The sequence below is a fragment of the Bradyrhizobium macuxiense genome (assembly GCF_007993935.1).
In the GTDB taxonomy this organism is placed as follows: Bacteria; Pseudomonadota; Alphaproteobacteria; order Rhizobiales; family Xanthobacteraceae; genus Bradyrhizobium; species Bradyrhizobium macuxiense_A.
In genome coordinates, this window is the sequence record NZ_VITY01000003.1 from 635,549 (window position 1) to 660,289 (window position 24,741).

Here is a 24,741-nt window from a genome sequence, read left to right on the forward strand (position 1 = left end):
AAGCGGTCAAAAAGCTGCGGTTGGAATCCACGGTTATTGATTGGATCGTCCAGACTTCCGCGTCTGCTTGCTAGACGGCAATTTTTGAAGTGGCCGCCGACAGTTCGGCGAGCTCGGACTCGGCCTCCAGAATGCCCTGCGCTACGGCACTCTCAAACCAATGCCGCGCCTCGCGAACGTTCCGTGGTTCCGCAGCTCCTGATCGCAGATAGCGCCCGAGCATGAGCTGCGCGTGGCCGTGCCCCAGTTCGGCGGCGGCTCGAAACCAGTGCGCGGCTCTGGCCCGGTCGATCGCGGCGCCATGACCTCCACTGTGGATCGCGCCAAGCGCGAACATCGCGCCGCTATGTCCCTTTTCGGCAGCTTGCTCACAGAGCTTGATTGCCTTCGCGACGTCGGTCTGGCCGCCGCGGCCGTTGACCAGCATTTCGGCCAGGGCCGCCTGACCGTCCGCGTTACCGGCCTCGGCGGCAAGCGCAAACCATTCGCGTGCGGCTTTCAGGTCTGCCTGGACACCCCGGCCTTCGCTCAACAGCCGACCAAGCATGTATTGGGCTTCCGGCAGGCCCTCTGCCGCCCGCCGCAGCCAAATCGCAGCTTGCTGCTCGTCTCGCTCCCCGCCGACCCCCTGAAGCAGGCAGACTCCAAGATTGAAGGCCGCGGCGAGGTCGCCACCGGCGGCGGTTTTCCTGAACCAGTCGGTCACCGGGGGCCGCCCGCCGGGCATAGCGAGACCCGCGAGTAGCTGTTGCGCGAGAGTGATCTGGGCGCTGCTGTCTCCAGCATCGGCCGCTGCGTGCAACCATCTTGCGGCCTCTTCGGCGTCGGTGGGCACTCCCGCGCCGGTCATATAGAACGAGCTCAGGGAGCGAGCCGCGGTTGCGCTGCCGGCCTCCGCGGCGCGCCGGTACCAGCTCGCAGCTTCAGCGTAGTTCGGCGGCATCGCGCCGCCCTTGGTGTAGAGATCGCCGATCATCTCGGCCGCGCGAGCATCTCCCGCGAGCGCAGCGCGTCTCAACCAGGATTCTCCGAGTACCGGATCCGGGGTCACGGTCCTGCCTTCGATCAGGGCTGCTCCCCATTTCATCTGGGCGGTGCGGTGCCCGAGCTCTGCGGCCTTTCGAAAATGCTCGGCTGCACTGGCTGGATCTTTCTCGATGCCGGTTCCCTCTTCGGCGAGAACGCCGAACATGTAGAGAGCCGACGGAATCCCGGTCGCGGCAGCGGCGCGAATATGCTCGGCGATCTCCGCCTTGCGTTCCGAGAGCCTGACATCACCGGCTAGCGTCAGCGCGTAACCGAGGTGGCCCTGCGCGCAGCCGCCGGAAGCCGAACGTTGATAGCAGTCGCGCGCCTCGTCCAGATTGCGCAGATGCTCAGGACCGTAGGTCAAGACATAGCCGAGCAAGGCCAAGCCTTCCGCCGAGCCGGCATGTGCCGCCATATGAGCCCATTTGTGCGCAGCTTCGAAATCGGGGGCGGCGCTGCTGGCGACATTCGTTGCAGTCGCAGAAAAGAGCCGCGCTGCGCCCTCGCCGGCGCTCGTCTCCGGAGCGGACGCCAGCCCCTGCACGAGCAGCGCCGCGAGCAAACATTGGGCCTCGACGCTGCCACGCAAAGCTGCCTGCTCCAGCCAGCGCACAGCCTCGGCCGGGCTGTAAGGCACGCCTGATCCCTGCAGGTAGAGCCGGCCGATCTGATACGCAGCCTCAGGCAAGCCCGCCTGGGCGGCCTGCGCGAGCAGTGGCAGAGCTTCCGTGAACTGCTCTTTCTCGAGCAGCCCCAGGCCGCGCCGCAACGCGGCCGCTGGCGAGGCTTTGCCGATCAGTCGATCAAACAGCATATGCAAACCGCTTTATCGTTCGTCGCAGACTGTTGAGGTTCAGGGCTCCCGCATCGCTTCCTGGGTCACCGGCAGCATCAGTCCGAGCAGATATTTGAGGACCGTGCGTTGCCCGACCTTGATGTCCGCAGTCACGGGCATGCCAGGCACCAGCTTAAAGCCCGCAGGCACGTCGTGCAAAGCCATCCGGTCGAGGCTGATCCGGCCGCGATAGAACGGCTCCGTCGTCGCGGCTGCGGGAATTGCGCTCGTCGGATTGCGCGCTTCAGCCTGCGCATTGAAGGCATCGGGGCTCACCACGTGGACGGTACCCTCCGCCATGCCGTATTGCGAATACGGAAAGGTGTCGAATTTAATCGCGACCGGATCGTTGACGTGGACAAAGCCGTTGTCCCGGCCAGGAATGTTGGCTTCCACTTCAAGCGGCGCATCCGTGGGCACCAGCGTGATGAATTGCTGTCCCGACTGCATCACCGATCCGACCGATACTTTCGAGACCGCCTGGACGATCGCATCCACATTGCTGCGCAGCTCGACCAGCTTCCGGCGCAGCTTCGCCTTGGCGACGAGCTCGCGGGTGTTCGCCGCCTTGACCGAACTCTCCTGCAGCTTCTGCGACGTTTCGGCCTTCCAGCCGCGGATGAAGCCATCCCGTTCGGAAGCGAGCGCAGATTGGTCGCGCTTGGCGCCCTCGCCGGTCGCGACGGCGTTGGCGAGAGCGCGCTCCATCTCCACGCGGGTATCCTTGGCGATCAGCGAGTTCAACCGGCTGCCGGTCTGGGTTGCCTCCAGCTTCCTGCGCATGTCCTCGATGCTCTGCGCGACATCAAGACGTTCGCGATAGCCGGCCGCGTCCGAGTTCGAGCGGGCGATCACCGAATCGAGCTCTTTGAGCTTCTGATCGTAATTCTGCAGTTTCAGATCGAACTGCGCATGGCGATGCTCGAAGATCGAGGCCTGCAGCATCCAATGCGGATCGCTGCCGTCGAACTTGAACGCCTGGCCATCCGCTTCGGCACGCAACCGCGCGACTTCAGCGTCGAGGCTGCTGGCCTGATCTTCGAGCGCGACGAGGTCGGCTTCCGCAAACGTCGGATCAAGCCTGGCGAGCACGTCGCCGGCATGCACACGTTGTCCCTCCCGCACCTCGATCGACCGCACGATCGAGGTTTCGAGCGGCTGTACCAGAATAGTTGGCGCCTGGGAGACGACGATGCCTCGCGCCGAAACCACCTGATCGACCGGCAATACGCTGGCGATCACGATCAGGGCGAGCACCATGCTGGCCACCAGCCAGACCATGTGCTGTGCCGAGCGCGGGATCGGGGTGTTGATGATGGCCGTCGAGGGTTGCTGAAACTCGAGGATGATCGGCAGGGTCGGATCATTTTTCCGCGAACCGAACAGGGTCGGCAATGACGGCGTGTGGACGTCGCTCATTGATCTGGTGCCCCCGTGACCAATCGCGGCGCCGCGCTCGGCTTTGGCGCCGTGACATGACGATTTTGCTGATTCCAGAGCTGGCGGTAGATCGCACAGCGCTCCACCAGGACGTCATGCCTGCCGTAATCGACGATGCGACCCTGGTCCAACACCAGGATGTGATCGCAATCGACCAGGGACGACAGCCGATGCGAAACGATGATCATGGAGCGGCCGGTTGCGATCCGCTCCAGGTTGGCGGTGACCACCGCTTCGCTTTCCGGATCGAGAGCACTTGTTGCCTCATCCAGAATGAGAATCCGCGGGTCGGTGATCAGGGCCCGCGCGATCGCAAGACGTTGACGCTGACCGCCTGACAGGTTGGGTGAGCCTTCCTCGATATAGGTATCGAAGCCGTTCGGCATCCGCTCGATGAACTCCTCCGCGCCGGCGAGCCGCGCGGCGTACACGGCGTCCGACAGCGTCAGGCCGGGGCGCCCCGCGATGATGTTGTCGCGGATCGAACCGCGAAACAGAAAGTTCTCCTGCAGCACGACGCCCAGACTCTGGCGCAGATGGCGCAGATCTACATCACGCAAATCGACGCCGTCGATCTTCACGAAGCCCTTGTAGTCGCGATTGATCCCTTGCAGCAGACGGGTAATCGTCGACTTGCCGGAGCCGCTGCGTCCGACAATTCCGAGTGTCGTTCCGGCCGGCATCGCGAAGGTAACGCGGTCCAGCGCCGGCACGGTCGTGTTGCTGTAGGTGAAGGTAACGTCCTGAAACGAAATTTCGCCGGCGAATTTTGGCCGCAGCCCGGCCGATCGCGCATTGCTTTCGGTCGGCCGGTTGAGCACCGACGCCGCCTCGCCAATGGCCGCACCGATCTCCTCGTATTCCTCGATCAAGCGCGCCAGCCCGACAAGCGGCTGCGCCGCCCGGCCGGACAGCATCAAGAAGGCGAACAGGCCTCCGACCATGTAGCCGGACGGATCGTTCATGGCGATGTAGGCACCCAGCATCACGGTGCCGATAACCATGATACGCTCGATCGGCGTCACCAGCGTCTGAGGCCAGTTGGAAAGCTTGCTGAACGCGAGCTGCCATTTGCCGACCTCGGCAATCCGCTCGTCCCACAACGACCGGCGCTGCGGTTCGAGCGCCAGGGCCTTGACCGTCTTGATGCCGACGATGGTCTCGCCCAGCGTGGCCGACTTCCATGTCTCGGCCGTGGTGACCCGGGAATACATCTCGCGCATCGGCTTGAGGTAAGCCAGAATGATCAGCAGGATCATGAAGGCGCAACCGAGCACGATGCTGGCCAGAATCGGGCTCAGGTAAAACAGGAACGGCAACAGGACGCAGAGCGTCATGAGATCCAGGAATGTGGTCAGCAGACGTCCGGTCAGGAACTGCCGCACTTTGTAGACCTGGGCTATGCGAAACATGGTCTCGCCCGCAGGATGTCTCTCAAAATAGTCGAGCGGCAAGCGCAACAGCCGATTGAAGACGTGCAGATTGAGCCGCGCATCAAGACGCGCGCCGACCACCGCGATGATCAGGCGGCGGGCATGACCCAGGATCGCCTCGTACACCACGACCACCGCCATCACCGTGGCCAGCAGGATCAAGGTCGAGGTGCTGTGGAATTGCAGCACCTTGTTCACCATCGTCATCACCAGCAGCGGAGGGAAAATGGTGAGGAAGCTGATGGTGACCGAAGCTATTCCGATGTCGCGCAGCGATCGATGTTCCTGCAGCACCAGCTCCGACAACCAGCGCAAGCTGAATGGCGCGTCGGCCGCGACGTGTCCGCGATTGGCGCGTACCAGGATCGCCTCGCCCTCCCAGACCTGGGCGAGGCGCAATTCATCGACCGCGACAGGCCGTGCCTCCGGTGGGGCGCCGGGGTCTCGCATCAGCAGGACGTGTTGCTCGGCATTGACGCCGACCATCAGCCCGGCGCTGCCATCCTTGAACAGCAGGACCACCGGTTCGTCGCTGCTCATGCGCAGCAAGTTGCGCCAGCCGGTGCGAATGGCGCGTGACCATAGCCCCGCGTTTTGCGCCCACTCCGACATCGACGCGGCCGATGGGAGCGATTGTGATGCGTCACCTCTGAACTCGTTGACGTCGAGTTCGACGCCGTGGTGACGCGCCACCTGGATCAAAGCCTGCAAGCGGACCTGGCGCAGCGGGTTTGAGCCGCCATCGACGGCCTCGCTCGGCGTGGCGGGACCGATGTTCAGAACTGTTTGGCCCGTCTTGTCGACGCCCGGCTCCCGTGCCGATCTGCCGGAAGTCTCCTTTGTCCACGCAGAAACGAAACGGGAGGCGCGCCGCGCGATCTGCGGCCTTATCCCCGCGAACGCCGCGACCACGTGGCTGGTGGCGAACTTGGCCCCGTCACGCAGCCGGGGAACAACGCGTGTCCAGGCGTCGCGAGCTGCCCGGGCAAGCTCACCCCTGCCCTTGCGCTGGGCGGAAGACCGCCGTTGCGGCAGCCGCGAAGGCGTTTGGTCCGCCTGCTTCGGGCCGTGCCCGGCACGCTTCGCCGGCGGGACTTGCGCAATTCTTGCTTCCGTGAGCGCGACTGTCGCGATTTTGAACTGAGCTTCTCGCCGGCCGAATGACGACGCCTGAACGCGTGCGTTGGCTTCGACCTGCATCACCGCTTCGTCAAATGCGCGCGCCTCCGCTTCGGCCTCTTCGCGTGTGAGGTCGTGGCGTTCCTGCAGACGATCGGCGAGCAACGACCGGCCGCGACAATAGAGGTCATGTCGCCCTGCTTCGTCGCCAGGGCTCAAGCCGGCAATAGCCTTTTGCAGCAAGCGAACAAATTTGTTTTCGCCTGCCTGGTCGCTTCCACTACCTGGGCCGGCCAATATAAATCTCCAATCGAAATATGCGGTATTTTTTCACTATGCCTCGGCGAAATCAACGTTTTTGAGCCGGATCGACTCTGGAAGTCCGGTGTTTGGTTTACGTCACGCGCCTGGATCTCGCCGCGTTCAGGCGAGTCCAAACAATTGTTCCAGACGAGACGGCAATGCTCCGCCCGCCCCTATTTCCGTACAGCTTCGTTTCCAGCGCGCGAGATAGGCATCAATCGGGAGCGAGCTGCGTTCCGGCCAGCGATTGAGCGCGCCGATATCCTCGATGCAAGCGCGATCGCTCTCGTAGACGGCCAGGATGCCCTGAATTGCCGGCCCGCGCGAAACCGGCTGCCCTGCTTCGAGCTGCTCCCGGTTCGTATGCAGCCACGATGCTGCGTTTTCCGATGAACCCGCGGAACTATCCGGCTTGTCGGGCCGAAGCAGGTCGACCCGGTATTTCCGGATCGCGCCGGCAAAGGCTTGATCGTCGGCGAACGGCGGCGATCGTTCCCAATTGTCGGCGAGCAGCCGGAGCCCATGAATGGAAAAAGTCTCGACCAAGGCTTCTTCAAGCCATTGGGTCGGCAGCCGCGGTTTTGCCGAGAACTGCCAGCTGTTGGCGAAGACATGCCCGAGCTCGTGGCCGAACTGATAGGCAGTCTTGCACCAATCGGCCGCTCCGACGTTCAAGATGATCGAAGCAGCCTGCGGCTGATCACGATGCAGCCAGACGGCGGGCGGGCCCTGATGATGGTTCTCGATCAACAACTTTGCGGGCTGACGATCGGACAACAGGCGAAGCTTGCCGAGATTGACGGCCCTGACCCGCGTCAACACGCGCAACGCCGCCTCGCCGTAGCTCCAATCGCCGAGCAACTGGATCGGCACGGTCAGCAGATTGCTCGTGCTTGCACGCGCGGACACGGTGCTCCCGCTGGCAACAAGTGCGGCCGTCGTCAGCTTCAAGAAGCGACGCCGGCCAATTGCGCTCGAACCTAACATCATCTGGTTGACCAGGAACGGGCGCCGTAGCGCCCGTTCCGCTGCTCCTCGCAACCGCTAAGAGTCGTGCTTCGGCATATGGTCGATCCACCCGGGCCGCTCGTCGACGTGGCCGACAGTTCCAACTCCGCTGCTGTGGTTCGGATCGTTCGCCGAGCCTGTGCTCGACTGATTGATCCTGGCCAGCAGGCTTTCGGCCAAGCTCTTGATGGTGGTCAGATCCGCCACCAGTTGCTTGCCGCCGCCGGCTTGCTCGAGGGAATGGACGACCTGGTCCAGTTCCGCCAGCTGCGTCTGCAGGAACATTGCCTTCAACGGGCCGACGACACTGTTGTGGTCGATCGACGTCGTCAGCGTCGAGTCGTGACCACCGTCATGCGAGCCGGTGTGGCCATGCCCGCCGGTGTCACCGGTCGCTCCGGTTGCGCCTGTCGCTCCGGTGGCACCAGTCGAACCCGTCGCGCCGGTCGCGCCGGTGGCACCCGTGCTACCGGTTGCGCCTGTCGAACCCGTCGCTCCGGTTGCACCGGTGCTTCCAGTGCCTCCCGTTCCGCCCTTCGGCGGATCGAGCGTCCACACCGCGTAGGTGTGACCGTCGAAGGTCGCCGTGCCGCTGTTGGAATAGAACCCGGCACCGACCTGGTTGCTGCTGTCGATGGTGACTCTTCCACCATCGAACGACAACTGACCGCTGCCGTTCCACGACGGCAAGCCGGCACCGACACCTCCGATACTGTCGCCAGCATTGAAGTGTTCGACAGACGGGTTCTTGCCCGCGTTGTTCGACACCTGCAGCAGATCGAGAGAGTTGACGGTCCCCGGCGCCATGTTGATCGTCAAGCCGCCGTTGTTCGTTCCCTCGACCACGACCGTCGCATTGTAGAGATCGATCGTTCCGGACAGGTTGCTGCCTGTCACGATCAGCGTCTCGTTCGTAGCGACGATCGTAGCGCCGCCGGTCGGACCACCCGTGGTCACGACGGGGACCCCTGAAGGTCCGGTCGCGCCGGTTGCTCCGACAGGCCCGGTTGCGCCGGTCGCACCTGTTGCACCGGTCGAGCCCTTCGGCCCCGTGGCTCCGGTTGCGCCAGTGGCTCCCGTTGCTCCGGTAGCACCAGTCGCTCCGGTGGCACCCGTTGCGCCGGTCGAACCGGTGGAGCCCTTCGGCCCTGTGGCGCCGGTTGCTCCGGTCGCGCCAGTTGCTCCCGTTGCTCCGGTGGCACCCGTTGCACCGGTCGAACCGGTGGAGCCCTTCGGCCCTGTGGCGCCGGTTGCCCCGGTCGCTCCAGTTGCTCCCGTTGCTCCGGTGGCACCCGTTGCACCGGTCGAACCGGTCGAGCCCTTCGGCCCTGTGGCGCCGGTTGCCCCGGTCGCTCCAGTGGCACCCGTTGCTCCGGTCGCACCTGTTGCACCGGTCGAGCCGGTGGAGCCCTTCGGCCCCGTGGCGCCGGTTGCCCCGGTCGCGCCAGTGGCTCCCGTTGCTCCGGTGGCACCTGTTGCGCCGGTCGAACCGGTTGCACCAGTCGCACCTGTGGCTCCGGTCGCGCCCGTAGCTCCGGTTGCACCGGTCGCGCCAGTCGTACCCGTGGCTCCAGTCGCGCCAGTGTTGCCGGTCGCACCCGTGGCTCCGGTTGCACCGGTGTCGCCCGTCGTGCCTGTTGCTCCGGTTGCTCCAGTGTCGCCCGTTGCACCCGTGGCTCCGGTTGCTCCAGTGTCGCCGGTTGCGCCCGTGGCACCAGTTGCGCCGGTGTCGCCGGTCGCACCTGTGGCTCCGGTTGCTCCAGTGTCGCCCGTTGCACCCGTGGCTCCAGTTGCGCCGGTGTCGCCCGTCGCCCCCGTGGCTCCGGTTGCACCGGTGTCGCCGGTCGCGCCTGTGGCTCCGGTTGCGCCGGTGTTGCCGGCTGCACCCGTGGCTCCCGTCGCGCCGGTATCACCGGTGGCTCCGGTTGCACCCGTGGCTCCGGTTGCACCTGTGGCTCCGGTTGCACCGGTGTCGCCAGTCGCACCCGTTGCACCAGTTGCGCCGGTATCACCGGTCGCACCCGTGGCTCCGGTTGCTCCAGTGTCGCCCGTTGCACCCGTGGCTCCGGTTGCGCCGGTGTCGCCGGTTGCTCCAGTGTCGCCCGTTGCACCTGTGGCTCCGGTCGCGCCAGTGTCACCAGTCGCACCCGTGGCACCAGTCGCGCCGGTATCACCGGTCGCACCCGTGGCTCCGGTTGCACCGGTCTCGCCCGTCGCGCCTGTGGCTCCGGTTGCGCCGGTGTCACCCGTCGCGCCCGTGGCTCCGGTTGCTCCAGTGTCGCCCGTTGCTCCCGTGGCTCCGGTCGCGCCAGTGTCACCAGTCGCACCTGTGGCTCCCGTCGCGCCGGTATCGCCGGTCGCACCCGTGGCTCCGGTTGCACCGGTGTCGCCAGTCGCGCCCGTGGCTCCAGTTGCGCCGGTATCACCGGTCGCACCCGTGGCTCCGGTTGCTCCAGTGTCGCCCGTTGCACCCGTGGCACCGGTTGCACCGGTGTCGCCGGTCGCGCCTGTGGCTCCCGTCGCGCCGGTATCGCCGGTCGCACCTGTGGCTCCGGTCGCGCCAGTGTCACCAGTCGCACCCGTGTCGCCGGTTGCGCCGGTGTCACCCGTCGCACCTGTGGCTCCGGTTGCTCCAGTGTCGCCCGTTGCACCCGTGGCTCCGGTTGCACCGGTGTCGCCAGTCGCGCCCGTGGCTCCGGTCGCGCCAGTGTCACCCGTTGCACCCGTGGCTCCGGTTGCACCGGTGTCGCCGGTCGCACCTGTGGCTCCGGTTGCTCCAGTGTCGCCCGTCGCACCCGTGGCTCCGGTTGCGCCGGTGTCACCAGTCGCACCCGTGGCTCCCGTCGCGCCGGTATCGCCGGTCGCACCTGTGGCTCCGGTTGCGCCGGTGTCGCCGGTCGCGCCTGTGGCTCCGGTTGCACCGGTGTCGCCCGTTGCACCCGTGGCTCCCGTTGCACCGGTGTCGCCGGTCGCGCCTGTGGCTCCGGTCGCGCCAGTGTCGCCCGTTGCACCCGTGGCTCCGGTTGCGCCGGTGTCACCCGTCGCGCCCGTGGCTCCGGTTGCGCCGGTGTCGCCGGTCGCGCCTGTTGCTCCGGTCGCACCCGTGGCACCAGTTGCGCCGGTGTCGCCGGTCGCGCCCGTGGCTCCGGTTGCACCGGTGTCGCCCGTCGCGCCTGTTGCTCCGGTTGCTCCAGTGTCGCCCGTCGCGCCTGTGGCTCCGGTTGCTCCAGTGTCGCCAGTTGCACCCGTGGCTCCGGTTGCACCGGTGTCGCCAGTCGCGCCTGTGGCTCCGGTTGCACCAGTGTCGCCGGTCGCACCCGTGGCTCCGGTCGCGCCGGTGTCGCCGGTCGCGCCCGTAGCTCCGGTTGCTCCTGTGTCGCCAGTCGCACCCGTGGCTCCGGTTGCGCCGGTGTCACCAGTCGCACCCGTGGCACCCGTGGCACCAGTCGCGCCGGTATCACCGGTCGCACCTGTGGCTCCGGTTGCTCCCGTGTCGCCCGTTGCACCCGTGGCTCCGGTTGCACCGGTGTCGCCCGTCGCACCTGTGGCTCCGGTTGCGCCGGTATCGCCCGTCGCACCTGTGGCTCCGGTTGCGCCAGTGTCGCCGGTTGCGCCCGTGGCACCGGTTGCACCGGTGTCGCCAGTCGCACCTGTGGCTCCGGTCGCGCCGGTGTCGCCGGTCGCACCCGTGGCTCCCGTCGCGCCAGTGTCGCCGGTTGCACCGGTGTCACCAGTCGCGCCCGTGGCTCCCGTCGCGCCAGTGTCGCCAGTCGCACCTGTGGCTCCGGTTGCGCCGGTCAAACCTGTCGCGCCCGTGGCACCAGTCTCACCTGTGGCCCCGGTTGCGCCCGTCGCACCCGTGGCTCCGGTTGCACCTGTGGATCCGGTTGCGCCTGTCGCGCCGGTGGCACCAGTCGCACCTGTGGCCCCGGTTGCGCCCGTCGCGCCCGTAGCTCCGGTTGCACCTGTGGATCCGGTTGCGCCTGTCGCGCCGGTGGCACCAGTCGCACCTGTGGCCCCGGTTGCGCCCGTCGCACCCGTGGCTCCGGTCGCACCTGTGGCCCCAGTTGCGCCCGTCGCGCCTGTGGCTCCGGTTGCGCCCGTGGCACCCGTTGCGCCAGTTGCACCCGTGGCTCCGGTTGCGCCAGTCGCACCGCTGGCCCCAGTCGCGCCTGTCGCGCCCGTAGCTCCGGTTGCACCTGTGGCCCCAGTTGCGCCTGTCGCGCCCGTAGCTCCGGTTGCACCTGTGGCCCCAGTTGCGCCTGTCGCGCCTGTGGCTCCGGTTGCGCCAGTCGCACCGCTGGCCCCAGTTGCGCCCGTCGCGCCTGTGGCTCCGGTTGCGCCCGTCGCCCCGGTCGCACCCGTGGCGCCTGTTGATCCTGTTGCGCCGGTCGGACCGGTATTGCTCGCTGATGAAGCTGCCGTTAGCTGGAACACGCCATCGTTATTTGTACTATCAGCACCGCTTACGGTCCCGGCACCCGAAGCGGGAACAGTAAACTGTCCCGCAGCAATTATAGTCGCAGCCTGATTGTTATTGACAGCGTTCGGAACGATTGCGGTGATTGTGTATGTTCCACTCGAAGGAACATCGACGATCATTTGAACAGACGTAAATGGGCTTGCGTTGTTCGAGGGAAGCGAAAAGCTGCCAACGATTACCCCGGACGAGTTCGTGACGTAGTACTGAACAGCAAAGCTGCTTGATATATTTGCGGTAGTATCGAGTGAGCCTGTCAGTGTGACTTCAAGACTGAGCACGCCGGCATAGGTGGTCGTTCCGATCTGAGTAAGGGGCGGAAGTCCCGCGCTTGCCGACACGGCCAAATCCCATTGGCCACCCAACGCAGCAGCGCCTACCAGACCAGTGGCCGCCGAAACATATGTCCCGCTTACCTGTGAAAGCGCATTCACGAACACTGCACCGACGGTTTCCGCCCCCGCCTCGCAGCTCCACAGCCGCAGATCTCCGTCTTCGCGCAACTTCGCGCCGATGGCCGTCAAATACTTCGCATCGCGCTCGATCGTGTCGACCGACCACTCACCGCTCGTAAAGCAAACCCGTCCTGGCGCGCCGTGCGCGACTATGTGGATAGCATCGAGCCCGTCGATCCCCTGGAGCGCTTCGGCCATCTGCTGTGCGGCTGGCCGGCGGTGATCGAGCACGATGGCCTGGACCTCGGGCCGCAAGTGCTGCAGCAGCGTGCTGAGATCCGGAATGAATGAATCGACAAAAAGAAATTCAGACTTGCCGCCCATCGGCCTGGTCCTTTCGTCAAAAAACACATGTTGGGCCGCGCGCTGTTGGCGCTCGGCCCGAAATCAAAAAAAGAAGCCGCCCGGCAAAGAGCTCAGGCGGCGCGCCCGCTTGTTCCACCTGACGGCGGAGTGTCTAAATCACTTCGTACTGCAAGAAATTCGGCGGGTTTGAACTCGCCGTTAGATTGAAACGTTCCGATGTCGTAGGCGCCGGACAGGCGCGCAACCTTGAGCCGGATCTCGACGCGGTTGAACTGGTTCGATGCGTCGGGAAGCGTAACCTGCGACACGATCGCCTTGCTGCTGCGATCGATGATGAAATACGTGATGTTCCCCGTCGTCTGCCCGCGCGGCAAGTTCCCGGTCACCAGGATTTCGTGAAGGCCGATCGCGGAGAGTACACCGGCATATGAATCGATACCGGTAGCCGTGATCGGCGGTCGGGCATGCTCGCGTTTCGGAGAAACCTTCGGCTTACCGGCACAATCATTCGACATGCAATAACTCGACACGCTACCCGCGATCTCTCCGAGCCAAAATGCCGGAGCAAAATCGTCAGTTTGAAAAACCCCACCCAAGCAGCACCGGCAGCTGCGTTGGTCTCAAATCTCAATAGCAACTAGCAGCAATAAAAATTAACCACGAAAGGCAAGCCTTCCAGAAGCGGCTCTTTTAAAGCGGATTAGAACGGGAGCTGCAAGAGATTTTTAATTAATGCGTGTGCGAGCGAGGGAACTCCCGAACAAATACGGGGCCTCCTCGTCAACCCGCGCGATTCACCGTAAAGGACCTTTGCGCTCCTCCTTCGGCGAATTTGGATTAATGTGAAAGTATCGGGGGACGCGGACGAAGATTGCTCGTCCGTCTCGATCGGACCGGCATATTTCGCCGGCCTGGCGCAGGGATTAACCGCAAATCATAGAGTTCGCGACAGTGTCAGACGCCAAGCGGCTTTGCCTGAATATGATCGTCAAGAACGAGATGGCAAATCTGCAACGCTGTCTCAATTCCGTCGCAAAACACATCAGCTGCTGGGTGATCGGAGATACCGGCTCGACCGACGGCACCCAGGAATTCGTCAAGCGCTTCTTCGCCGAACGGCAGATTCCCGGCGAGTTGCACAGTTTTCCGTTTCACAATTTCGAGCAGGCCCGCAATGCGGCTCTGGATCACGCCTACGCGTCGTCGCTCGATTACGATTACCTGCTGTTCGACGACGCCGACATGGAACTGGTTGTCGAGGACGCGGATTTCCGCAGCAAGCTGACCGGCCCCGGCTATCGCTTGCGGCAATCGACATCAGGCGGTCTGAGCTATTCGAATACACGGATCGTTCGCCGCGACGCCGGCGCACGCTATCACGGCGTCACGCATGAATATATCGACGTGCCTGGCGGCGTCGAAGAACTGAGTGGTGTGTCGTATGTCGACCATGCCAGCGGATCCAATCGCGTCGACAAATTCGAGCGCGACATCCGTCTGCTGAAAACGGCGCTCGAGAAGGAGCCGAAGAACGCTCGTTACTGGTTCTATCTCGCGCAATCCCTTCGCGACGCCGGCCGTGCCGCCGAAGCTGCCGATGCATATGCCAGACGCGCCGACATGGGCGGTTGGGATGAAGAAGCCTGGATGGCGCGTCTGCAACAGGCCCGCTGCCTGCGCAGCCTCGGCGACGAAGATGGATTTGTCAGCAAGGCCCTCCAGGCGTTCAACCAGCGTCCGCAACGCGCGGAGCCGATTTACGACCTCGCAAGGTTCTACCGGGACCGAGGGCAGAACCACGCGGCCGCGCTGTTCGCCGAGTACGGGCTGACAATTGGATATCCGAGGTCCGACATCCTGTTCGTCGAGGACTACGTCTACAGGACCGGACTACTGGAGGAATATTCGATCGCCGCAAACTACGCCGCCGACCCGGAGCGAAAAAGCCGCGGCTTCGCAGCGTGCAACTATCTCGCGCTCAATCGGGAGATTGCCGACGCGCCGCGCGAACTGGCGTGGTCAAATCTGCATTTCTATGCGCAGCCGGCACACGCCGTCCTGCCTTCGTTCCAGTCGAAGCGCATCGACTTCTCCGCGCCTGACGGCTACGTCCCGCTGAATCCGTCGGTGACGCGATTGGGAGACCAGATCCTCGTCGCACAGAGAGCCGTCAACTACGTCATGACGGAGGATGGTCTCCAGTATGAGACATCGAACGAGGAGCCGATCAAAACCCGCAACTTCCTTCTCCACCTTGACGACGATCTGTCAGTCCGTTCCAGCGGCGAAATCCTGGCGCCAGGCGATTTGCCTGCGCCGGCCTTCCCTGCGGTCCAGGGCTTCGAGGACATGCGGCTGTTCGCCTGGCGCGGCGCCCTGTGGAGCAGCGCCTGCATCCGCGAGCTCACGCCGGAAGGCTGGTGCGAACAGGTATTGGCGCGCCTGCAGGAGGACGAGAGCGGCCGCTATCGTTTGGTCGAGTGGCGAAAAATTGAGGCCGACGGTCCAAAACGAGATGAAAAGAACTGGATGCCGCAGGTCGCCGGAGACGACCTGAACTTTCTCTATCTCTGCGATCCCACTCGCCTTGTAGACGCCGAAGGCAAAACGCTGCAGGAGCACGATCCGCCGATCTCAGCGGCGCGCTTTCGCGGCGGATCGCAACTGGTTCCGTTCGATGATGGCTGGCTCGCCTTGATCCATGAGGTGCAGTGGCGCCCGGCCGAACGCAGGCGCTTCTACTTTCACCGATTCGTCCGCTTCGATCGCTGCAACCATATGGTGGCGGTCAGCCAGCCGTTCTATTTCAACCGGAAAGGCGTCGAATTCGCAGCCGGGCTCGCGTGGCATCCGGACCAGCGGCGGCTTGTGGTGTCCTTCAGCGTTGCCGACTCCGAAGCGTGGATCGCGACCGTCGAAGCTTGCGACATCCGTCGAGCGCTGGAGCCGACGAACAACATCTGGGATGGCCGCACCCGCGACCGCCCACCCATGCCCGTTGATCCCGTTGTCGAGTCCGTGGTGATGGGGCAGCCGGTCCGGTTCGTCGTGACCAACCCGTCAGACGCGGTCATGAAGTTTCACCAACGCGGGCAATTCTACGAGACCGAGGAGCTTGAGCTAATCTCGAGTCACTATCGGGGGACCGGAGCCTTCGTCGACATTGGCGCGAACGTCGGCAATCACGCGGTATACATCTCGAAGTTCACCAATGCTCCAAGGATAATCGTCTTCGAACCCAATGATGTCGCCGCGTCGATCCTCAAGGCGAACTGCAGTCTGAACGGCTGCCGCAACGTCGACATCAAGCACCTCGGCATCGCGCTCGGCGCGAAACGTGGGAAACTGCGCAAGGAAACTCCCGATCCCGACAATCTCGGACACACCTGCCTGTTCGCCGACCCACTCGGCGAGGTCAACGCAATTCCGGGCGATTCAGTGTTGCTCGACGAGCCGGTCGAGTTCATCAAGCTCGACGCCGAGGGGATGGAATTCGAGATACTGGAAGGACTGCGCGAGACGATCAAGCGTTGGCGTCCGACCATATTCATAGAGATATGGGACTCCGCCAGCACGGCTTTCAATGACTGGTGCGACCAGCACGGATATCGCACGATCGGGAGCTACCAGCGCTATTCCGGCATCCAGAACTACCTCATTGCGCCAATCCCGATCGAGAAGGATGGCCCCGTCGAGGCCCAATCAACCGACGATTTCTTCTGGAGTTTTGCCCCCTTCCTTCGCCAAGCCGATTCGATAGAAATACGTCTCGGCTCGACCAAAGACTTCGATCAGCGAATTGCTCCGCTGCTCGGAGACGCGTCAGGGCCGCTGCCGCAGATCAATCTGTTTTACGAACCGATGTCGGATCAGCACCAAACGCTGATCGCGGCAACTTCGTCGATGCGCTCCGCCGGGCATGCAGTTCGTGTCTGGACCTATTCGGCTCAAAAGCTTGCGTTCCTTGCGGCGCGCGGCATCGCGATCGGGAATGCGTCGGACATCGTGCCAAAGGCGCTGTTCGACCGAGCCGCGCAACGGTCGGAAGTGCGTTTCTTTAGCGACATATTTCGTTACGCCTTACTTTACGAGCACGGCGGCCTCTGGATGGACGCCGACATCATCCTGCTCAAGCCATTCCCGTTTGTCGGCGATTACTTCTTCAACCTGCAGTGGCGCGGTGGACACCGCGGACACTTCATCTGCGGCAACGTGATCTATGCAAAGCCGTTCAGTCGTCACTTGCGAGCGCTGTACGAGCGTTCGGTCAACTGCCTGTACGGAACAGCCCCGATCATGTTCGGCGATATCGGGCCCAAACTGCTGTCCGACTACATCGCCTCCCCCGATGGTGAGGCACTGCGCGCCAGCGTCTTCAGTCCCGTGTTCTTCAACCCGATCGATTGGACGGAGGTCGATGTCTTTCAACGACCGGCGACGGAGCTGACAAGCTACCTCCATGACGACCGCGTATTCGGCTTGCATCTATGGACCGCACGCAATCAAAGTCGTGCAGAAAACCCCGGCTCCCTGATCGCATCCCTGACGAGCGCCGAAGATGGGCCGCTTGCTCTGGCGGATTTGGCAGACCGCTTCAATACCGACAAGAACCGACATACCGGTAACCGGCACGGCTACGCGCGGATCTACCAGCGCCTGTTATCGAGCAGGCGCCTTTCGTTGCGCCGGATCATGGAGATCGGCCTTTGCCGAGGTCTCGCGGAGGGCAAGCAGACGGAAGTGCCGTCGGTCGCCCTGTGGCAAAGCTTCTTCCCGTTCGGTCAGGTCGTCGGCGTTGATCTGACCGACTTCTCGGCGCTCAACAATGAGCGGTTCAGGTCCGAAGTCTGCGATCAGTCCGATCGAGAACAGCTCCGTGCCCTCGCCACTCGGCTCAAACATGAAATCTTTGACGTCATCATCGATGATGGCAGCCACGCCTCGCTCGACGAACAGCAGACCTTGGTTGAACTGTTTCCTTTGTTGGCCGACGGCGGCTGGTATTTCATCGAGGATTTGGATTGGCAGCCGCCGGGCGAGCACCCGGCCAGGATTGCACTTACCAAGACACTGCTTCGCGAGATGAAGCAGCACGGCGAAGTCCGCTCGCTGGATCCCTTTGGCGTCGCCAACCTTGCTCACCAATTTGCGGAGATTCTTTTTTTCGACAGTCACTATGAGTTGGCCAGGGCCAGGCTGATGGGCGGACTCGTTGCCATCCGCAAGCGGGGCGGATCCCGCTTGATATGAGCACCGTGAACCGTCAGCCGTCAGACGCTCTGCATAAGTCCGGCGATTTGCTCAGGAGTTAGCTTGAAGGTTGCCGTCTACACTATTGCGTTGAACGAAGCCGCGCATGCCGAACGCTGGGCGAACTCGGCGGCCGACGCTGACTATCGAATTGTGGCTGATACCGGCAGCAGCGATGACACGGTCGAGCGGCTGGAGCGTGCAGGAGTGATCGTTCACCGGATTGCGATTCGGCCCTGGCGTTTCGACGTCGCTCGAAATGCAGCGATGGCGCTCATTCCATCCGACGTTGAAATTTGCTGTTCGATGGATATGGATCGATACCTCGAACCGGGCTGGCGGCAGAAGCTCGAGGCCGCGTGGGCACCGGATACGACTGCCCTCTTCTGCCGCACCGTCTACCGAACGCATCCCGACGATCCAACAATCCTGCGGGGTTGGCCAACGAAGAATTTTCATCATCGCTGGGGTTATCGATTCAAGCGTCCGGTTCATGAAGCTCTCTCCTATTCCGGCAAGGAAATCACCAAAGAGTGCATCGATATCGTCATGTGCGAGGTGCAGGACCATTCAAAGGACACGCGACAACAGTATCTTCCGCTGATGGAAGTGGCGCATCGAGAGGATCCTGGCGATGCGCAGATCTGCTTCTGGCTCGGTCGGGACTATATGTGGGCGAACAGAAGCGGCGAAGCGACCGCCCTGCTCTCGCGTTATCTGGAACTGCCCACCAGCACGTGGGGTGAGGAGCGCGCCGAGGCGATGCGCTATCTCGCGCGAACTGCACCGACCAGGAAGATGTACTGGCTGGATCGAGCGCGGCTGGAAGCCCCACACCGGCGCGAGATCTGGCTGGACCTCGCAGAGCAATTTCACGCCGAAGCCGATTGGACCAATCTCTTCTGGGCGTGCGCAAACGGCATAGGAAAGACGCATCGCACCGGCAGCTATCTCGATGACGAGCACAGCTGGGGTTTTCGGCTATACGACCTCGGCGCTATCGCCGCTTGGCACCTGAACATGATGGATCAGGCTGTCGCATGGGGGCGTGCCGCCCTCGATCTAGACCCCAGCAATCAGCGACTCATCAATAATCTGGAGTTCTTCGTTAAGCGCCGAAGCGAGTTGAATTCGGGGAAGGCGACGTGACTTCTGAATTTTCGCATGCCAAATTCTTCACGTCATTCGGTACGATCGCATATGTCGACCCGGCAACGGGAGCGCTCCGGCACGGTCCAGGCGGACAGGTGCCCGATAATCTGGTCCTGTTACTGCCCCCGGATCCGGCGAGCCGCTACTGTCGCGTGCGCTACACGGCGGACGTTGCGAAGCCGTCCGAGGACTTCGGTTTTGGTCGGCTGGGGCTCAAGCCGCTACTGGACAAGAACAGCACGGCGGCGCCGCTGGAACTGATCCGTCTGGAGCGCGGGCTGTTCTGCCTGAAACTGGGCAATGCTTTTCTCTCGGCGTATCCCGGCGGTGACTTCGGCCTCGCGGAGACCTGCAGCAACTGGGAGTTGTATCTCACTTCCGAAGACCTGGGGCCCGACAGATTCCCCGCGGCAGACTACCGGTCTCAAAGTTACGCAAGCAGGGACATTCAGCAATACATCGTTCATCCGGCGGTCCGGGTTCAGACGGGTGTGAAGCCGCGGAAAGCGAGGCTATTGGCCTTCGGCTATCCGGCTTGGTCTCATGGACGGGTCTATTATGACCTGAGCAAGCATTTGTACGAGAATGGCTACATCTTAGATATCCTGAACTGGCGGCAGAACCACGCACAACACTTTGACGCGCTTCAATCGTACTATGATTGCTTCATTACCGCGCTGGACGGTGTCAGCGTGTTGGTTGATACCTACAAGGTACCGTACGAACGGATCATCGCGGTGTCCCACCACGAGTTCGACATCCGGATGCTCATCGAAAAGAAGGGCATCGAAGTCTTCGAAAAATTCTCCAACTATGCCGTTGTGAGCGACTATGTCTACTGCGCCTCCCTCATGGCCGGCGTATCCAGGGTCCCCATGGTCGCCTCTCTTGGAGTCGACTACGAAACCTTCTACTCCCCGATTGCTGAGCGTTTGGACGCGGTCGGCTACGCTTCCTCCATGGCGACAACGACATATGGAGTCGAATGGAAGCGAGGTGTGCTCGCTCAATCGGCGGCGACGGCCGCCGGGCTACCATTCAAGGTAGCCGGTTCGACGGCCAAACAAACGTCATTTCACGACATGCCGGAGTTTTACCGATCGGTCGGCGCCATCGTTACGAGCTCTATCAGCGAGTCTGGCCCCTTGCCCGTCTTGGAGGGCGCTGCCGCGGGACGGCTTGTCATTGGAACGCCCGTCGGCCATTTCCCGCAGAAGGCCAATCAGGGCGGTGGTATCATCGCTCCCATTCAAGCCGACAAGTTTGTGTCCTTCACCACGGCGACTCTGACCTTCTACAAGGAGAACCCTTCAGCCTATGTCGAGAAGTGCCAATCGATCCAAGAGGCCGCAAGAAACTTCGATTGGAAGTTCTCAATACAAGATTGGGTTGATTTGATTGAGCGTCGAAGACTCTGAACACCGGCCACTCCTGCCCGATGATCGCAATTGGATGCTTGATCGCGCCGTAGAATTTATGAGATCGGCCCGGAAAATCTCAACAACTCGGCGTAGTTGACGGGACACCCCTTCCGCCACGCATACCGCCTCCGCAAAACGGCTCGTTGCAACTCCCTTCCCGAACCAACAATTAACGACTCGGCTCGAATATCAGGGGCATTGCCGTTCGGCGCTCACCGAGAGGTTGAAATGAATTGGGTCAAGGCGTTGCTGCTGCTGTCCGTACTGCTTCTTGGATGTGCCGACCTCGCCACCACCAACAGGATCTTGGAGCTCGGGTTCGGCGAGGCGAACCCGTTCATGCAGATGGCCCAGGCCTGGTTCGGCGTCTGGTGGCTGATCCCCAAACTGGGCTTGACCTATCTCGTCATCGCGCTGCTTTGGCGCAGCGAAAACCTTTCCAGGATCGCTCTTGTCGTGGCGTTCTGCTCAACGCCCGTGATCAACAACCTCGTCATCCTCGCCGGCGCAAGCTGAACCAGCACACGCCGTTTGTGCTGGCGATGCGATCATCCTGCTCGTTGTCGTGAGCAGGCATGATCCAATCGATATCCCAGATCTCGGCCGCCTGATCACACTCCCGTTCACTTGCCAGGCCCCACCGTCAGGTCTGCGCGATGAACTCCGCGATCAAGCCGGCGACTTCCTGCGGCGCATCCTCGAAGCAGTAATGCCCGACGCCGGCAAGGCGCCTGACCGGCGCCGCCGGGAAGATCGCGGAAAACAGCGGCAGGAAATGGTCCGCATGCAGTGTGCGGTCCGCTTCGCCCCAGATCGCCAGCGCCGGCTTGCCGCGGATCGCGCGATCGGCGGCGGCAGTCGGCGCCTCGAATTGGTGCGCACCGGTCGCAAAGCCTCTGGCCCATCCGATCGCACCGAGGCAATCGGCCGGGCGCGCGAAAGGTGAGCCGTAGGCGGCGAGCCAGGCGTCAGTGATGACCGCGTTGTTCTCGAAGCCGTTGAGCTTGAGCGTGCTCAGGATATTGAAGCCGAGTTGGCCGAGAACCGGCTCGAGCTCACCGTTCGCCGCAGCCGATGCGATCCACTGAAACCAGGGCGAGACCTGCGCATTCGCGGTGACGCGCGCGAGCAGATCGCTCTGCCCGAACGGCGTCGGCCCGTTGGCCGAGATGACGCGGCGGATCCGATCCGGATGGCGTGCCGCGAGCCCCATGCCGACGGGACCGCCGAAATCGTGCATCACGAGGGTGACGTCGGTGAGGTCGAGCGCGACGACCAGAGCTTCGAGATTGTCGACATGGTCCTGCAGCCAATAGCTGCGCTCCGCCGGCGTCGCGCTCTTGCCAAAGCCCATGTGATCCGGAACGACCACGCGCCGCGTGGCGCACAGGACTGGCACCAGGTGCCGGAACAGATAGCCCCAGGTCGGTTCGCCATGGAGGCAAAGCACCACCTCGCCGTGCCGCGGGCCTTCGTCGACATAATGCATTCGGAAGCCTGATGCCGCGCTGAAGTGCGGCGTGAAGGGAAAGGTGCCGTCGAACGTTGCATCGGGTTGAACCATGGCTGGTCTCGGATGGTTTTAATTTGAAACCATCGTGTAACCCTTGAGGTTTTACTTTGCAACCGATATATCGAACCCTCGATCGGGCGGTCCATCGGGCCGCGCCGCGATGATGAGCGTCAGGCGGACCACGATGGCCAAGCGGGTGAGCCACAGGGACTCGATGTGCGGTGTAGCCCGGCCGCTCGATGCAATCGGCGACTGGTGGTCGCTGTTGATCGTCCGCGACGCGTTCGACGGGCTGCGCCGGTTCGGCGAATTTCAGAAGAGCCTCGGGCTTGCCAAGAACATCCTCTCCGCCCGGCTGCGCAATCTCCTCGCGCACGGCATCATGGAGACGGTGCCCGCGGCGGACGGCAGCCCCTATCAGGAATATGTGCTGACCGAAAAGGGACGCGGGCTGTTTCCGCTCCTCGTCGCGCTCCGGCAGTGGGGTGAGGATTTCTTCTTCGAGCCCGACGAGGCGCATGTGCTCCTGGTCGATCGAAAGAACGGATTGCCGGTGCGGCGGCTCGAACTGCGTGCGCAGGACGGACGCGTCGTCGGTGCAGAAGACACGATGGTGCGGCTGCCCGCCGGGAAAGGGATCGCGTGAGGCGCGCGTGCGCCGCGTGGGCATCGTCATCGGCAACTGGATCTTAACCCTCCTTGCCGCAGCATCGGCTGCGTGGAGGTTCGACCAATGCAGACATTCCGGATTTCGCTGAGCGATGGGACGCGGCAATTCCACACGGCGATTCAGGCGCCGGATCCCGCCTCCGCGCGTATCAAGGCCGCCTACTTCTTCGATATTTCGAAGTGGCGGATCCTGAGCGTGTCGCTGACAGGGGCCAGTGTCGCGGCGGCGTAGTCGCTGCGCGCCTTACGCCATCCGGTCGAGCTCGGTGGCCGCAAGTCGTGCGATCGCAAGGTCGATCTCGGCGAGCGGATCGTCATCGCCGAGGAACCATGCAGCCGACAAGCCTGTCCAGGCGATAATCCATGACAGCAAGCGCCGGCGATCCAGCTTCGCTGCTTCCACGACGATGTCGAGACGCAGCGCGAAGCGGCCGGGTTCGGTTGCGACCGGCCGTGCCGGATCGGCAAGATCGGGGTTGTTGAAGATGTTGGCGAAGTCGAAGCCACGCTGGTTCCCTGCGGCGCAACGTGGCAGGACCGCTCCAACCGGTTCCGCGCTGTCCTGCCCATGTTGGCTGATGACAGCCCCCACCCATCTCGCGCTACAATGCCGCAGCCGGTGCGACGGAGGGTGTGGCGATGCCGCGAAAGGGAATAACCGGACACGACGAGTGGGTGGTCACCGAGGCCCTGGCCACGGCGCTGGTTGCGCTTGAACAGTTGCCGTCGAAGCACCAGCCCCGCGCGCATATGGAGGATGTCCGGAAGATTCTGACCGCGAGATGCGAGGCCGGCGCTGTCACGCTGCATCTTGCGCAGGCCAAGTGCCGATTGTTTCCGGATACCAATCCGCTGACGATCTATGAGGAATACGGCCTCAAGGATGGGCTGGGGTAACGGCCGCTGCCGCGTTGCCGGCCTGAACCAACCCCACTGAAGAGCGAACGGCTACTCGTGGCTGATGCGCCAGATCGTGCCGTTGCCGTCTTCGGAGACCAGCAATGTACCATCGCGCGCCACGGTGACGCCAACCGGTCGGCCCCAGACTTCATTGTCGCCGATGACAAAGCCGGTAACGAAATCCTCGTACTCGCCGGTCGGCACGCCGTCCTTCAACCTGATCCGAATGACCTTGTAGCCGGTGCGCTTCGACCGATTCCACGAGCCGTGTTCGGCGGCAAAGGCATCGCCGCGATATTCGGGCGGAAAACTGCTGCCTGTGTAGAAGGTCAGGCCGAGTGAGGCCGAATGCGCCTGCAACAGCACGTCGGGGACTGTCACCTTGTCCTTCAGGTCGGGCCGCGCACCGGCATGCGCGGGGTCCTCGTTGGCGCCGATATAGTACCAGGGCCAGCCGTAGAACGCGCCCTCGCGGATCCGCGTCACATAATCGGGCACCAGGTTGTCGCCGCGGCCGTCGCGCTCGTTGGTCGAACACCATGGCGTGCCGCTTCCGGGCTGAATCGCGAGGCCGACGCAGTTACGAATACCTGTGGCGAACAGTTTCTGGTTCTTGCCGTCGGGATCGAAGGCGAGCACGGCGGCGCGATCGGTCTCGGCACCCCACGCCGCGCCAAGCGCGTGGTCGCGGCTCCAGGCTTCAATGCCGTCCGGAGGCCGGCCAAGCCCCTCGCCCGCGTTGCCAGCAGAGCCGACAGACACCAGCATCCGCTTGTCGTCTGGCGTGAACACGATATCACGCGTGGAATGGCCGTAGCCATGCGGCAGGCGAGCGACGATCGTCTCGGGCGCTCCAGACGCCTTGAGGTCGCCGTTGCGGTAGGCAAAGCGCACCACGCTGTCGGTGTTGGCGACATAGAGCCATTGCGGATTTTCGCCGCTCGGGAAGAATGCGATGCCGAACGGCCGGTTCAGTCCAGTCGCGTAGACCTCATTGGTCGCAGGCTTGCCGGCGCCGTTGTCGCTGCGCAGGACGCGGATGCGGCCGGGGCCGGTTTCAGCCACGAAGATGTCGCCATTGGGCGCCGTGCGAATGATCCGCGGTCCGCTCAGCCCACTGGCAAACAGCTCGATCTTGAACCCCGCCGGCACATGCGGCACCGCAGACGCAGGTCGCTGCACGACGCGCGATGAATTGCTGCTGGAGGCCGTTGCCCCGGGCTTGGGCAAGTCTTGCGGTCTGATCAGGCGCACCGTGCCCGGTCTGTCGCGCTGCCAGTCGCCAAAGGCCTCCGCCCCCTTCAGCACGGGCTCGGCGCCTGCCCGCGTGATGCCGGTCGCTGCGAGGAAAACGACGGACAGACTCACGCCGGCAAGTTTTGTTTTATGCATATGCTCCTCGCGTGAAATCCGATCAGCCGCGCAATT

16 protein-coding genes and 1 pseudogene are annotated in these 24,741 nt (G+C 63.3%); 7 read left to right on the forward strand and 10 right to left on the reverse strand.

Annotation, left to right across the window (positions count from 1 at the left end; all coding sequences use genetic code 11):
- Nucleotides 1-70: 70 nt before the first annotated feature.
- The 7 genes and pseudogenes from FBZ93_RS10945 to FBZ93_RS10970 form a co-directional block, all read right to left on the reverse strand.
- Entirely contained in the window at nucleotides 71-1,843 is a 1,773-nt protein-coding gene (locus FBZ93_RS10945; protein ID WP_146986039.1) for a tetratricopeptide repeat protein, read from the reverse strand.
- 39 nt (nucleotides 1,844-1,882) lie between these two features.
- Nucleotides 1,883-3,283: an HlyD family type I secretion periplasmic adaptor subunit gene (locus tag FBZ93_RS10950; RefSeq protein ID WP_146985894.1), complete on the reverse strand. Its 1,401-nt coding sequence runs from the start codon at nucleotides 3,281-3,283 to the stop codon at nucleotides 1,883-1,885.
- Nucleotides 3,280-6,153 carry a peptidase domain-containing ABC transporter gene (locus FBZ93_RS10955; RefSeq protein WP_246667436.1) on the reverse strand — a complete coding sequence of 958 codons (2,874 nt, stop codon included), beginning with the start codon at nucleotides 6,151-6,153 and terminating at the stop codon, nucleotides 3,280-3,282. Before FBZ93_RS10955 ends, FBZ93_RS10950 begins: the two co-directional genes overlap by 4 nt.
- Before the next feature lie 126 nt (nucleotides 6,154-6,279).
- Nucleotides 6,280-6,981 (reverse strand): hypothetical protein, encoded by a 702-nt coding sequence (locus FBZ93_RS10960; protein ID WP_167528991.1) that lies wholly within the window; start codon nucleotides 6,979-6,981, stop codon nucleotides 6,280-6,282.
- 222 nt (nucleotides 6,982-7,203) lie between these two features.
- On the reverse strand, nucleotides 7,204-10,968 hold the full coding sequence (locus FBZ93_RS10965) for a hypothetical protein (RefSeq protein WP_246667447.1): 3,765 nt from the start codon (nucleotides 10,966-10,968) through the stop codon (nucleotides 7,204-7,206).
- A gap of 1,017 nt (nucleotides 10,969-11,985) precedes the next feature.
- Nucleotides 11,986-12,426, reverse strand: a pseudogene (locus tag FBZ93_RS41285) (DUF4347 domain-containing protein); the annotation flags it as partial.
- 92 nt (nucleotides 12,427-12,518) lie between these two features.
- Nucleotides 12,519-12,923, reverse strand: coding sequence for a hypothetical protein (locus FBZ93_RS10970; RefSeq protein ID WP_146985899.1), 405 nt, complete (start codon nucleotides 12,921-12,923; stop codon nucleotides 12,519-12,521).
- A 436-nt stretch (nucleotides 12,924-13,359) separates the two neighbouring features.
- Between FBZ93_RS10970 and FBZ93_RS10980 the strand changes: the two genes are divergently transcribed.
- The 4 genes from FBZ93_RS10980 (at nucleotide 13,360) to FBZ93_RS10995 (ending at nucleotide 20,747) form a co-directional block, all read left to right on the forward strand.
- Complete coding sequence (locus FBZ93_RS10980; protein WP_208763988.1) at nucleotides 13,360-17,658, forward strand: FkbM family methyltransferase; 4,299 nt, start codon at nucleotides 13,360-13,362, stop codon at nucleotides 17,656-17,658.
- Nucleotides 17,659-17,721: 63 nt separating this feature from the next.
- A complete protein-coding gene (locus FBZ93_RS10985) occupies nucleotides 17,722-18,807 on the forward strand; it encodes a glycosyltransferase (RefSeq protein WP_167528992.1) in 1,086 nt (361 codons plus the stop codon).
- On the forward strand, nucleotides 18,804-20,228 hold the full coding sequence (locus FBZ93_RS10990) for a glycosyltransferase family 4 protein (RefSeq protein WP_146985905.1): 1,425 nt from the start codon (nucleotides 18,804-18,806) through the stop codon (nucleotides 20,226-20,228). The genes FBZ93_RS10985 and FBZ93_RS10990 overlap by 4 nt, the downstream gene beginning before the upstream one ends.
- A gap of 231 nt (nucleotides 20,229-20,459) precedes the next feature.
- Entirely contained in the window at nucleotides 20,460-20,747 is a 288-nt protein-coding gene (locus FBZ93_RS10995) for a DUF5658 family protein (protein WP_245321145.1), read from the forward strand.
- Nucleotides 20,748-20,874: 127 nt separating this feature from the next.
- Here the strand turns inward: FBZ93_RS10995 and FBZ93_RS11000 are convergent, their stop codons facing one another.
- Nucleotides 20,875-21,795, reverse strand: a complete 921-nt coding sequence (locus FBZ93_RS11000) for an alpha/beta fold hydrolase (RefSeq protein WP_146985907.1) — start codon at nucleotides 21,793-21,795, stop codon at nucleotides 20,875-20,877.
- 133 nt (nucleotides 21,796-21,928) lie between these two features.
- Here FBZ93_RS11000 and FBZ93_RS11005 point away from each other — a divergent pair, with 133 nt between their 5' ends.
- Nucleotides 21,929-22,390: a winged helix-turn-helix transcriptional regulator gene (locus tag FBZ93_RS11005; RefSeq protein WP_146985909.1), complete on the forward strand. Its 462-nt coding sequence runs from the start codon at nucleotides 21,929-21,931 to the stop codon at nucleotides 22,388-22,390.
- A gap of 87 nt (nucleotides 22,391-22,477) precedes the next feature.
- Entirely contained in the window at nucleotides 22,478-22,645 is a 168-nt protein-coding gene (locus FBZ93_RS40575) for a hypothetical protein (RefSeq protein ID WP_167351835.1), read from the forward strand.
- A 12-nt stretch (nucleotides 22,646-22,657) separates the two neighbouring features.
- On the opposite strand, the gene FBZ93_RS11010 is transcribed toward FBZ93_RS40575, so the two are convergent.
- Nucleotides 22,658-23,005 carry an aminoglycoside phosphotransferase family protein gene (locus FBZ93_RS11010; RefSeq protein ID WP_246667437.1) on the reverse strand — a complete coding sequence of 116 codons (348 nt, stop codon included), beginning with the start codon at nucleotides 23,003-23,005 and terminating at the stop codon, nucleotides 22,658-22,660.
- Nucleotides 23,006-23,052: 47 nt separating this feature from the next.
- Here FBZ93_RS11010 and FBZ93_RS11015 point away from each other — a divergent pair, with 47 nt between their 5' ends.
- Nucleotides 23,053-23,310, forward strand: a complete 258-nt coding sequence (locus FBZ93_RS11015; protein ID WP_021081918.1) for a hypothetical protein — start codon at nucleotides 23,053-23,055, stop codon at nucleotides 23,308-23,310.
- A 51-nt stretch (nucleotides 23,311-23,361) separates the two neighbouring features.
- Here FBZ93_RS11015 and FBZ93_RS11020 read toward each other — a convergent pair whose 3' ends face one another.
- The gene (locus FBZ93_RS11020; RefSeq protein ID WP_146985911.1) at nucleotides 23,362-24,705 is read right to left on the reverse strand and encodes a PQQ-dependent sugar dehydrogenase; all 1,344 of its coding nucleotides are present in this window, start codon (nucleotides 24,703-24,705) and stop codon (nucleotides 23,362-23,364) included.
- Nucleotides 24,706-24,741 lie beyond the last annotated feature (36 nt).